Source organism: Winogradskyella sp. J14-2, from assembly GCF_001971725.1.
Lineage (GTDB): Bacteria > Bacteroidota > Bacteroidia > Flavobacteriales > Flavobacteriaceae > Winogradskyella.
In genome coordinates, this window is the sequence record NZ_CP019388.1 from 2,906,964 (window position 1) to 2,920,045 (window position 13,082).

A 13,082-nucleotide genomic window follows, 5' to 3' on the forward strand; every position below is an offset into this window, starting at 1 on the left:
GAAAAAGATAAACGGACAAAAATCTTAACAATTCTAGTAATTTACGTACACCCAACCTACCATTGGTCGATAGTTAGGATCGTTAAGGTTTAAAATGTAGTAGTATGTACCAACAGGAACCGTTTTGCCATGATTATTTAAACCTCGGTTTATTTTTCCATTCCATGGTTTTTCGTTGTTGCCTTCAAAAATGATATCACCATAACGGTTGTAAATTTGTAGCTCATGCGCTGTAAAGATATCGTAAAGCCCTTGTATGTTAAACCAGTCGTTAAAAGTGTCCTCATTTGGTGAAAACCCATTTGGTACATAAGGAGGACAATTTTCTATTGAAAGCTGAAATTGATAAATCTCATAGCAAGGCGGACTCTCTAACCGTACATAAATAGTTTCAGGATTTGAAATGTTATTGTAGTTAGATGGTATTAAAATAGAATTTGATGCTGATTCTAAATCTTCCAGTGATTGATAAAAAGAGATAAGTGTTTCATCATAATTTAGATTTGTTAAGGCATCATATAGATTATAAGTTGAAGTTTCAAAACCTTCGTTACACCCGATTAAGCTTGGTAAAGTAATAATGTCTGGTATAACTAATAATTCAATATCAATAAAGTTAGTGTTATTATTTTCGTTAGTTTCGGTTACAATCCCAGACATGCTGCCATCATCATCAACACTGGCGACTATGGTTAAATTTGGATTGGAATCTTCAGGAACAGTGAAGGTGATCGTATTAGACTCTGACGCACCAATATTTAAAGGGCTCAGGGTTTGGCTTTGACCAATTAAAAGGCTATCTAAATAAAATGCAATTGGTGTATTTGCTGGTAAAATATCTGTACTATTAAAATTGTTTACAGTATAGAAAATCTCGATGCTATTATCGCCACAATTTACTATGTAATCATTAATATCTATGGTAGCATCTGGCAATTGACTGTTGAGTACTGTAATAATATTATTTAGAATTATGAGGTCTGCACTGAAACCTCCGTTTTCATTAATGCCACCAGTAGTTAATTTTATGGATACAGAAGTATCGCCAATATTTATGTTATTTTCTAAATCGTAAACGTCTAAATCTGCATTATAAAATGTGGTAGAATTGGTAAATGTATTTGTACCGTTAAAAGCATTGTCTGCAAGATTTAAAGGTGGATTTGAAATAATATTATCATTAACCGATAGCGATTCGCCATAATTAAGACTATTATCTCCTTCCCATGCCAGAAAACCAATTTTAGCACCTTGGTTATCAATAACATCAATATTTTCTAGGATAATTTCTTTTTCTTGTACATTACGGTTAATGATTTCAAGCCCTTGATATAAGTTAACTTGGTTTAAAGGCAGATTATCATTTTGATAAATGACGTAAATACTCCAACCACCAAAATTAGTCCTGTTATTGCAATATCCAGGATTTGACATTAATTCAGCGCTTATATCTAGGTCTGAAAATTCATAGTTTCCATTTCCTTGGCTAAGTACTATGTCGGTAATATCTGCGTAGCAAGAAAAATACTCAAGAGGTCCATTTAAATTATCATTAAAGGTTACACTGTATAAATCTTCACTAGAAATTTGTATGTCGTTTAGAGTAACTTCCGTATCACCAGAGCCAGAGCCTGCCCAGTACAAATAGGCTTTTATAATTTCGTTTTCTGAATTTAATGAAAGGGTTGCATCAGAGGATTCTAGAAGTGAACAAAAACTTTGATCAATATTGTTTTCTGCTTGGTTTAAAGTGTTTCCGATAGCAGTATAATCATACCTGCCATTAAACTGCTCAAACAGAGAAATATCTTGTGCAGACAATTGATATGCCAAGCCTAAAAAAAGCAAAGTGAATATGTAGTGAGCTTGTTTCAATAGGCTTAGGTTGGTTCATCTAAATTACAATATATATTTATCGCACCAAACTAAAGTGACTGGTAAACGTTCTGCCGTCTTCTAGTTGAACTTTAAACCAATAGTCGCTCGCTGGCATGTTGGCTCCATTATATGTGCCATCCCAACCAGCGCCAAGCGGATTAAGCTTTGTTAAAAGTTTTCCGTAGCGGTCAAAAATAAGAATTAAAGAATTAGCTTGAAACTGATTGTTAATCCCTTTAACCTGCCAAAATTCATTAACACCATCACCATTTGGTGTAAAGAATTTAGGAAAACCAATAACAGATACTAATTCTTCAGAAATACCGCAATCGTTTTTGTCTCTTACAAACACGGTGTAAAGTCCTGGTAAAATATCCTCAAATATAATTGAGTCTTGATAAGGCCCATCAATATCATCCAAAGCATATTCATAATCACCTTCGCCAGAGACCAAAACTGTAATCGTATTGTTGTTAGAAGCATCAACAACCTCGATAGCATCAATAGTAGCAATGTTAGATGGTAAAACAGTAATGGTTCTATCTTTAAAACAACCATTTACATTACTTACTCTGACATTGTATGTGCCAGGTGCGTCAACTTCTATAGTTGCAGTATCTTCACCAGTAGACCAATCAAATAAATAATTGCTAGGTGAGTCGTTAATAACACCAGCATCCAACACTATGGTTTCGGGAAAACTATTGAGACAGTATAAGGTTTCAAATTCGGTTTCAATATCAGGAAGTTCGTAAACCGTAAGTTCAATTTCACTTATTCCGTAACACGCATTGGCATTTTCAACACGTGCGTAGATGGTTTGATTATAAGGAATGGTATTGGTAAAATTGGCGGTAAGTGGATTGGCTTCAACTAGAGCATCTTCATAAGTTTCATAATACTGAAGGTCTAAACCAGCAGGAGCACCAGCCAAGACAATGGCATTAGTGTCATTAAGGTTAAATGTTGCAAAACCATCTTCAGTACCATCAGCATCGCATACAGCAATGCTGGCATCATTGGATGATGTGGTGCTGACTTCTAAGGTAACCTCACTAAAACTCACACAGCCTGTAGAGGTATTAGTAACCCTTGCGTAAACTATTTGCGGATTAAAGAAATTATTAAAAGTATCAGGATTAATGGCATTGCTCTCATTCTCTGCATCAGTTTGAGATAGGTAATAACTAATAATTGCATTGGCATCGTTATTAGTAATTTCGTTATTGATTTCATTAAGATTAAAGGTTGTAAAACCTTCAGGTATGCCGTCTTCATCGCACTGAATCAATGAAACATCATTGGCAATGGGTTTAGCAGCTACAACGATATTAAATGAAGTAAACCCTAGACAACCAGTATTTATATCTTCTATTCTCGTAAAAATTTCGGTTGGTGTTGCTGAAGTATTTGTATAAATAGTAGGTAAAGCTGAAGTATTAGCAACAGCATCACCTTCCGATAAATGGTAGCTTATATTGAAATTAGCACCTAAAATACCATTTTCAATTTCCTGTGTTTTGACATCAAAATCGAAAGTTGTTTGTCCATTTTGATCATCACCATCTGTATCATCATCGCACAATTGATACGTGGTAGGATTATTAAAATTTGAAAAACTAGTAATATTAATCACAATATCATTTATGATAAAGCATCCTGTAACGGTATTTTCTATTCTTATAAACACAGTTTGGGTGATTGGAAAACTCGTAAAAATATCGCCTAGAGGGTTGACATTGATGGTGGCATCGTTTTCTGATATGTGATAACTCACAGCTACATCATTAGCACCATTGATAATATCTTGGGTTAAGCTGGTAAAATCGACCTGAGTAATATCATCATCGAAAGGTGCCGTACCGTCACAGAGCTCTAAAGGAGGTAAACTTGTAATGTTTGGGTTTGTTAACACAGGATTTGAAGGACTTTCAGGGAATGTCGCTGTGCCTGTCCATTCTAATGAGAAAGGACTGTTGCCAACAGGTCTATCAATAACTAAAAAGTAAGTTTCCCCAGCAAGGACATCTAAGTCGCTCACAAAACTATCACCATCAGCACCAGGACCTTCGTTTGGGTCTGGATCGTCTGGGCTCATACCAGTTAAATTATTACCTTGGTTGGCTGCTGCTGGGTTTGTAGTTGAGCATCTGATAGTTTGCCCTAAATTACCACAAGTGGCATTAGGACCAAATAGAAAAAAGTCGTAATCCTCAGAAATAGCGGTACTACTTGGTGTCAATGTAAAGGCAAGTGTGCCAGAGGTTGCAATGGTCATTTGAAACCAGATGCTGTTATTCTCACCGCTACCACAATCGCTTAATCCTTGTACTTCCTCAACACCTTGTCCATTAACATCAAAAGTAAAACTAGAATTTCCGCAAACTGTAACTGCATTGATACAATCATTTGGCTCTTGTCCTAAACAAAACATGCTAAAGCATAAAGTGCTTATTGCTAAAAGATATTTATTTAAAAATAACAGATTTGGTTTCAATATTAGCGTTTTAAAGAAAAATGATTTGTAAAGACTCTTCCATCTTCTAGTTCTACCTTAAACCAATAGTCGCTCGCTGGCATGTTGGCGCCATTATATGTGCCATCCCAACCAGCGCCAAGCGGATTAAGCTTTGTTAAAAGTTTTCCGTAGCGGTCAAAAATAAGAATTAAAGAATTAGCTTGAAACTGATTGTTAATCCCTTTAACCTGCCAAAATTCATTAACTCCATCACCATTTGGTGTAAAGAATTTAGGAAAGCCAATAACAGATACTAATTCTTCAGAAATACCACAATCGTTTTTGTCTCTTACAAATACGGTGTAAAGTCCTGGTAAAATATCCTCAAATATATTTGAGTCTTGATAAGGCCCATCAATATCATTCAACGCATATTCATAATTACCTTCGCCAGAGACCAAAACTGTAATCGTATTGTTGTTAGAAGCATCAACAACCTCGATAGCATCAATAGTTGCAATGTTAGATGGTAAAACAGTAATGGTTCTATCTTTAAAACAACCATTTACATTACTTACTCTGACATTGTATGTGCCAGGTGCGTCAATTTCTATAGTTGCAGTATCTTCACCAGTAGACCAATCAAATAAATAATTGCTAGGTGAGTCGTTAATAACACCAGCATCCAATACTATGGTTTCGGGAAAACTATTGAGACAGTATAAGGTTTCAAATTCGGTTTCAATATCAGGAAGTTCGTAAACCGTAAGTTCAATTTCACTTATTCCGTAACACGCATTGGCATTTTCAACACGTGCGTAGATGGTTTGATTATAAGGAATAGTGTTGGTAAAATTGGCAGTAAGTGGATTGGCTTCAACTAGAGCATCTTCATAAGTTTCATAATACTGAAGGTCTAAACCAGCAGGAGCACCAGCCAAGACAATGGAGTTAGTGTCGTTAAGATTAAATGTTGCAAAACCATCTTCAGTACCATCAGCATCGCATACAGCAATACTAGCATCATTGGATGATGTAGTACTCACTTCTAAAGACACCTCACTAAAACTTACACAACCAGTTGAGGTATTAGTGACCCTTGCGTAAACTGTTTGAGGATTAAAGAAATTATTAAAAGCATCAGCGTCAATTTCATTTTGTTCATTTTCTGCATCTTCAAGAGAAAGGTAATAGCCAACGTTTCTATCTGTTTCGTTATTTATAACATCATCGCTAAATAAACCAATATTAAACGTTGTGAAGCCTTCTGGTATACCATCTTCATCACATTGTACAATAGAAATGTTATTTGCCACTGGAGCATCATTAATGGTAAGTTGAAAACTTCCTATGCTGTAACAATCTGTATTATTTGTGTTTTCTATTCTAACAAAAATAGTTTCGTTAACTGGTGTTGTATTTGTATAAGTTAACGCTAGTGCCGAGGTGTTATCGTCTGCATCTTGTTGGCTGGGATGAAAGGTTATGCTTGTGTCGGTTTCTGGTTGTTCTCCTCTAATGGATGGGATTAGGTCATTGAGTTGAATAGTTGCAATACCATCGGTTGGGTCGCCTTCATTATCACAGAACTCTATATTATTTAATTGAACGATTTGCGGTGTGTTAAACACTACGATTTGAAAACTAGTAACATCAAAGCAATTAGTATTATCTACATTATCAACTCTAACATAAATTGTATTGTCCGGATTGTTGGTGTTACTGTAAGGAAAAGTTATTTCATTTTCAAGATTATTAGCATCATCCATAGATTCAAAATAACGTACATTATATTGTGTAGCGGATTGATTTAAAAGTGCTTCACTATTTTTATTAGTAAAATCTAAACCGTCAACAATACCATCGTTTCCAAAATCATCACAGACAATAACATCTGAAACAGAGTTTGCAACAGGAATATCAAAAACACCAACAACTGCACTGCCTTCAATAGGGCAGTCGCCATTATTGGGTTCTATGTAAACTTCATAAAAACCAGGAGTATCAATAAATAGCTGTGCTTGGTTATTTCCTGCAATAGGATTACCATCAAAAGACCAAACATAATCGGCACCAAGAATATCGTCTGCCTGTAATGTATAACTATCTCCAGTACATAATCGTAATTCTGTTGTGCTAATTCCGTTTCTAATAATATCTATTTCAGAGCCAAGAAAGGAGGTAATAAATGGTGGTAAACCTAAAGCAGCAAATGTTCCGGGTGCTAGTGTTTGCCCAGAAGGAATATAATTACAAGCTAACCCACTAAGAGCAGGTTGATCTATTACATCTAATCTATTACCATTTGCTGAATTGCACACATAAATTTTATTGTTAGGAGCTAACTGCATTGAAGCAATAAAACCTGCATTTGGTGCTTGCTGATGTATTATGGTTTCGGCATTATTATTTTCTAAGTCAAATTGCCTAACATTATTTCTATTCGTTACATATACTTTTTTAGAGTCAGCCGAAAATTCTGTACCATAAGTTGACGTATTGGACAGCAGATTAACAGGATTACTAATAATTCCTGTTTCATTATCAAAATCATAAAGCCAAAAACTACCTGTATTAAAAGAATTATTATCATCACTTGGGAGGTCGATGTTCTGTGCATGGCAAACGGCTATTTTTGTACCATCTGGAGAGGACTTAATGTAACCTATACCATTTCGTCTGTAACCTTGTGTGGTAATATTGGGTGGTACGATTGAAGTTACTGGAGTTAAATCATTAAATCCATTGGCGTCTATTTTAAAGGCATAAAAGGTATCAACAAACTGTGTAATTACCCACATGGTTTCACAATCTGCTCCTTGAACGGCTGTTATTTTTTCGGCACATTTATATAATGATTGGTCTTGTTGCGAGGCGTCATAGGTTATAAGATGCACATTTTTTTCAGTAGGTACAACATCTCCTAAACCACCATTTAACGTCATATCTACCAATGAGTAGTTAAAGCCATTATTAAAACCGTCATCAGCAACAGGTACACTAAAAGAACCAACTGAGGTTTCTTGATACTCATTTAAAGGATTCCCATTTTGGTCTGCTGGCCCTTGGTTAGGAAATGCCCACGCATTATTATGGTGTGGCTCATCTACGGTAAAGATGTAGTATAAGTTATTGTTTGTAGGATGCGGTACAATAACTCCAGAAGAGGTGCTAGACGGATCTCCTAGCAATCCTGTACCACCAAAATAATTGCCATTGGGCATAATCTGGTGGTTTCTATTCCAAACGGTTCGCCCATCTGTATAAAATTGTAAAATGCCATTTTCATCAGAAATCGAAGAACACCCTTCTGAGGTGCTTATGGCAGTGGTAACAGGAGTTACGTTTCCTGTTGCTAAATCAAAATTAAGACCAGCATTATTGCCAAATGCCCAATTAGTAGTTTCTTCTTGGGCAAGTGATAAGACACTAAAAATTAAGGTGAATATTAAAACTAAGCGCTTTTTCATAATAACTGTAGTGTGCACTACATAGTTTAATACAATATAACAAGGAGAACTTAAAAACTCCTAGGTTTTGTATTAAAATTACATAGCAATTACCTCAAAGTTATTATAAATCTCTCTTTTTTAATAATTGATAAGATAAAAAGATGAAAAGTGCAGACCAACCAAGTACTATAGCAATCTCGTACCAGTGTACCGCGTAGTCATAGGCAATGTCCGTTTTTTCGGGATATTTGGTCATTACAATGCGTTGTATTGGTTGGTCTATGAGTTTATACATAGACTCTAAGGGTAGAAAGTTTTTAACATTAAAGGCTTTGTCTGCACTGTCAAAAACTTCGTAAGCTCCCCAAAAAATTAACCATTCAAAAATATAAAGTACAAATAGGAATCCTAGGGCAAAAGCAGAGCGCTGAAGCAACATACCGAAGAGCAAACATAAACTAAAGAAGCCTACAAGTTTTACAAAATATGCCAGTAAAAATTCAACTTCTCTAAAAATAATTGATGCCTCAGTATAACTAGAATAGTACAATCCTATAATAAATGAAGCCACTCCGATTAGTACGGTTGCGCAAAGCGAAAAGAACACTATGGTGTAGAATTTTGATAGGATGAACTCCTTTTTGCTTAAGCCATCAATAAGATTCTGCTTTAGTGTTTTGTTGCTGTATTCGTTACCAATCATACTCACTACAACAATAGCAAAGAAGAACTTAAAATATGAGGCAAAAAAGGTGGTAATATGCCAAATTATAGGAAAGTTGAAGATGCCTAAATCGCCTAATTCTAAGGTGAAAAAACCAAAAAAATTGATTTTTATTGAGGATAGTACTAATACTGTAAAGGGTAATATAAATGATACAAAAATAAGGATACGGCTCACCTTGTTTAGCCATAGTTTTTGTAATTCTAGTTTTAAAAGTCGTAACATTTGTGGATTGGTTATTTGTTTTTTCACATCTCTGTTTTGATTGATGTGACATTGAATGATTGCTTTTTAATTTTGAGCAGTCTCTTTTAAACTGTCCGTTAATTGCAAGAATTGTTCTTCGAGACTCTCTTTTCGTTTTACCAGATGCGAAAGCACTATACCTCTTTCAAACATTAAAGTATTGAATTCTGAAGCGGACATGGGTTCGTTTAAAAATGCTGTAATTAAGTCTCCTTCGACCTTGATTTTTCCAAAATCAGAATTATGCTCTAGTAGTTTCAGAAGTTCATCATGCCTTTCTGTCTTAAGCTCAAAGAAACCATGGCTATTTATCATCTCGTCTACACGACCAGAGTACAATTTTTCTCCCTTTCTAAGTACCACAACGTGAGAACACACTTTTTCGACTTCATCTAAAAGGTGAGACGCTAATAAAATAGTGGTGCCATTAGCAGCAATCTCTTTAATGATTTGACGTATTTGATGAATTCCCTGTGGGTCTAACCCATTTGTAGGCTCATCTAAAATTAAAATCTCAGGGTCATTAAGCAGAGCAGAGGCAATGGCCAAACGCTGTTTCATGCCCAAAGAGTAGGTTTTAAACTTATGGGTTTTTCTATCCAAAAGTCCAACAACTTCCAATTTCTCATCTATTTTGCTGTAATCTACACCTTTAATTCTGCAAACTAACTTTAGGTTTTGTTCTGCAGTCATATAAGGGTAAAAGTTAGGTCGCTCAATGATAGCACCAACCTGTTTTAGTGCATCATGAGTAGAGGTGTTGCCATCAAACCAATGAAAGCCTCCACTAGTTTTATTAACCACATTGAGTACGATACCCAAAGTGGTGGATTTACCACTTCCGTTTGGCCCTAAAATACCGTAAACGTTTCCCTTGTTGATAGTAAAACTTAAATCTTTTACAGCGGTGAGGTAGCCAAATTTCTTTGTGAGATTATTTATTGTTAGAATCGGTTGTTCCAAAATTGATCGGTTTTGTAATACTGAAAGCTCAATATTGATTTATTGTGTAAGTAAGACGAGGGTATCCTTTTTTTGTTACAGGAAAATAAAAAAAGCACCAATTTTGGTGCTTTGTATTTTGATTATATTATTCTTTTAATTCCAGTTTTCGTCAAAATCCAGATTTTCGTAATCATCTATATCCAAATCATCATCAAATTCATTAAAACCCTCATCTTCATCAGCCTCAAATGTTTTATCTGGCGCTTCATCAGGGATTTGTCCATGCACAAACATTAAATTAGGGTAGTCTGTACCTTTAGCTTCTTCCACAATTTCAGCAAGTTCTACATAGAATGTCCACATACTCAAGAAATCATAGACATAGATGAGCTTTGGTGACGCTTCGTGAACCACATCTTTAATAATGGTCGTACTCATCATCTTAACCTCATTACCAGCTTCACTCATATCCATCATAGCGATTTCCTCACCTTGGTTCCACTCGTCATCACTTATGTAAAAAGAAGCCATTTCCATACCATCAAAACCAAAAGATTGGGTAATGATGTTATGTAAATCTTCCATGGTGTCGGTTTCACGGATTTCTAAATCGCGAAACACATCATCTTCTGTATCGTTGTCTAATATGACTCTAAATCTGTAAATCATGTCGCAAAGATAAGCTTTCTATATTCCAAATTCCAATATCAAAATTCTAAAAAAACAAGAATTTTGTTAGGTGTTAAGTAAATGGTTTAAAGGTTTATTTGTTTATCTGTTGAATTGTTTATGTATTTAGTAAATATCTAACTACTAACTACTAACTACTAACTACTAACTACTAACTACTAACTACTAACTACTCACTACTAACTACTCACTGCTAATTACTTGCTAAAACGATGTAGCGTAAAAACCATACAACTCAACAAAATAAATGCAACTACCTGATGTAAAACACCTAGCCAAACAGGTACAGCAAGCAATAGTGTAAGAACACCTAGTAAAAATTGAATTCCTACAACAATTAAAAGGCTATTAACACCTTTTGTTTGCCATTTTGATAGGTCGTTTCGTGTGGCTTTGTACCAAATAGTTAGAATGAAAATAACAACTACATAAGCTAATGTTCTGTGCATAAACTGCACGCCACTTTTTCCTTCAATAAAATTAAGATATGTTGGGTTTAGTTCTGTATAAACCGTTTCATGCATCAGTTTGCCTTCGTTCATAAAAGGCCAATGATTGTGTATCCAACCAGCATCTAAACCAGCAACAAAGGCTCCATAAATAATTTGAATGATTAAAACCACCAAACCTAGTCGAATAAAGTTTCTAAGTTTAGTATCAATAGCTTTTTTACTTGGAAAGATAAGATCTAGTGCCACCCAAAATGTATAAGCAAACGTTAAAAATGCAGTTGTTAAGTGTGCTGCTAATCTGTAATGGCTTACGTCTGGTCTATCTACAAGACCACTCTTTACCATATACCAACCAAGAAAGCCTTGAAATCCACCCATAATGAGCAACACGATTGCTTTCTTAGTAGTAGATTTTGTGAGTTGTTTTCTAATTAAGAAATAAATAAACGGAATTATAAAGACCAGACCAATAAAACGACCGATAACACGATGAATCCATTCCCAAAAATAGATATCCTTAAATTCTTCTAAGGACATGCCATAATTAAGTTTTTGATATTCTGGGTATTGCTTATACAAATCAAATGCCTCATTCCACTCTATCTCGTTCATTGGTGGTATGACTCCAGAAATCAGTTTGTAGTTTGAGATGGACAGCCCAGAATGCGTAAGTCTGGTGATACCACCTACAATAACCATAATAAAAATTAAAAAACAACCGGTTAGTAGCCAATAAATAACGGCTTTGTTATCTTTTTTCATTTTCGTTTCTTTTTCTTTTTCTTTTTCTTTTTGCAATTTTTATAATCATCAACTAGTTTTTAATCCTAGTTTTTTTCCTTGTTCTATCATTAGTTTATAGGCAGCTTCGTGTTCGTTAGGAATATCTCCTTCTAATATTGCTTCTTTAATAGCCTCTTTAATGATGCCTATTTCTCTAGAAGGCTTTAAATTAAATGCTTTCATAATTTCTTCGCCTGAAACAGGTGGTTGAAAATTTCTTACTCGATCACGTTCTTCGACTTCAACAATTTTGTCTCTTACACGTTTAAAATTGTTATGGTATTTTTTGAACTTTTCAGGATTTTTAGTTGTAATATCGGCTTCGCAAAGTGTCATTAAATCATCTACATGGTCACCAGCATCAAATACCAATCGCCTTACCGCAGAGTCTGTTACTTCACTGGCTAAAACTATTGGGCGAGAACTCATTAATACCATTTTTTGCACAAATTTCATTTTGTCGTTTAATGGCATTTTGAGTCGTTTAAATAATTTATAAACCATCTTAGAACCTACAAACTCATGGGCATGAAAAGTCCAGCCAATTTTTTTATGGAACTTTTTTGTTGGTGCTTTCCCGATGTCATGTAAAAGTGCAGCCCAACGCAACCACAAATTATCAGTAGTTTTTGCAATATTGTCTACTACCTCTAAGGTGTGGTAAAAGTTATCTTTATGCCTTTGGCCTTCTTTTTCATCTATACCTTTTAGTGCTGTTAGTTCTGGTAGGATATGGTCTAGGAGTCCTGTTTTTTCTAAAAGTTTAAAGCCTATTGAAGGCTTGTCGCTTTCTAGAATTTTATGCAATTCTGTTACAATGCGTTCTTTGGTTATAATTAGTATTCTATCCTTGTTGGTTGTTATTGCTTTTAAGGAGTTATCTTCGATTTTAAAATTAAGCTGCGTTGCAAAGCGTATAGCGCGCATCATACGAAGTGGGTCATCACTATAAGTAATATTAGGATCTAAAGGTGTACGGATAATACCTTTATCTAAGTCTTCAATGCCATTAAAAGGGTCTAATACCTTCCCGAAGTTTGTTTCTTTGAGACTTAGAGCGAGTGCATTTATTGTAAAATCGCGTCGGTTTTGGTCGTCTTGCAAAGTGCCGTTTTCTACAATAGGATTTCGGCTGTCTTCGTTGTAACTTTCTTTTCGTGCACCAACAAACTCTATTTCAATATCTCGGTAACGTAGCATTGCAGTGCCATACGTTTTAAATATTTGTACTTTAGGATTTGTTGCTAGGTTTTTTGAAACTTGTAGCGCCAAGTCTATGCCGCTGCCAATGGCCACTATATCGATATCTTTGGCATTACCGCGCTCTAATAGATAATCGCGCACATAACCTCCAATAACATAAGAATCTATATTTAATTCTTTTGCGGATTGCGAGATGGTTTTAAAAATACGGTGTTTTAGAGCCTGTTTGTGATTCATTTTTATGCGTTAAA

The 13,082-nt window shown here is 35.1% G+C and carries 8 protein-coding genes; all 8 read right to left on the reverse strand.

Annotated features, from left to right (window positions below; translation table 11 throughout):
- Positions 1-33: 33 nt before the first annotated feature.
- The 8 genes from BWZ20_RS13070 to BWZ20_RS13105 all read right to left on the reverse strand — a co-directional run bounded on the left by BWZ20_RS13070 (position 34) and on the right by BWZ20_RS13105 (position 13,068).
- Entirely contained in the window at positions 34-1,875 is a 1,842-nt protein-coding gene (locus BWZ20_RS13070; protein WP_076620583.1) for a gliding motility-associated C-terminal domain-containing protein, read from the reverse strand.
- 37 nt (positions 1,876-1,912) lie between these two features.
- Positions 1,913-4,375 (reverse strand): T9SS type B sorting domain-containing protein, encoded by a 2,463-nt coding sequence (locus tag BWZ20_RS13075; protein WP_232217113.1) that lies wholly within the window; start codon positions 4,373-4,375, stop codon positions 1,913-1,915.
- Positions 4,376-4,377: 2 nt separating this feature from the next.
- Positions 4,378-7,806 carry a T9SS type B sorting domain-containing protein gene (locus BWZ20_RS13080; protein ID WP_076620587.1) on the reverse strand — a complete coding sequence of 1,143 codons (3,429 nt, stop codon included), beginning with the start codon at positions 7,804-7,806 and terminating at the stop codon, positions 4,378-4,380.
- Positions 7,807-7,909: 103 nt separating this feature from the next.
- Complete coding sequence (locus BWZ20_RS13085) at positions 7,910-8,737, reverse strand: ABC transporter permease (RefSeq protein ID WP_076620589.1); 828 nt, start codon at positions 8,735-8,737, stop codon at positions 7,910-7,912.
- A gap of 66 nt (positions 8,738-8,803) precedes the next feature.
- On the reverse strand, positions 8,804-9,721 hold the full coding sequence (locus tag BWZ20_RS13090; protein WP_083677226.1) for an ABC transporter ATP-binding protein: 918 nt from the start codon (positions 9,719-9,721) through the stop codon (positions 8,804-8,806).
- A gap of 135 nt (positions 9,722-9,856) precedes the next feature.
- Entirely contained in the window at positions 9,857-10,372 is a 516-nt protein-coding gene (locus BWZ20_RS13095) for an IS1096 element passenger TnpR family protein (RefSeq protein ID WP_076620593.1), read from the reverse strand.
- Between the two features lie 218 nt (positions 10,373-10,590).
- On the reverse strand, positions 10,591-11,607 hold the full coding sequence (locus BWZ20_RS13100; protein WP_076621362.1) for a COX15/CtaA family protein: 1,017 nt from the start codon (positions 11,605-11,607) through the stop codon (positions 10,591-10,593).
- Positions 11,608-11,655: 48 nt separating this feature from the next.
- Positions 11,656-13,068: a CCA tRNA nucleotidyltransferase gene (locus BWZ20_RS13105; RefSeq protein ID WP_076620594.1), complete on the reverse strand. Its 1,413-nt coding sequence runs from the start codon at positions 13,066-13,068 to the stop codon at positions 11,656-11,658.
- Positions 13,069-13,082: the final 14 nt, after the last annotated feature.

Bases quoted from the DNA above. Each gene is read 5' to 3' on its own strand.
- BWZ20_RS13080 (WP_076620587.1), bottom strand. From the start codon at position 7,806: ATGAAAAAGCGCTTAGTTTTAATATTCACCTTAATTTTTAGTGTCTTA.
- BWZ20_RS13085 (WP_076620589.1), bottom strand. From the start codon at position 8,737: ATGTTACGACTTTTAAAACTAGAATTACAAAAACTATGGCTAAACAAG.
- BWZ20_RS13095 (WP_076620593.1), bottom strand. From the start codon at position 10,372: ATGATTTACAGATTTAGAGTCATATTAGACAACGATACAGAAGATGAT.
- BWZ20_RS13100 (WP_076621362.1), bottom strand. From the start codon at position 11,607: ATGAAAAAAGATAACAAAGCCGTTATTTATTGGCTACTAACCGGTTGT.
- BWZ20_RS13105 (WP_076620594.1), bottom strand. From the start codon at position 13,068: ATGAATCACAAACAGGCTCTAAAACACCGTATTTTTAAAACCATCTCG.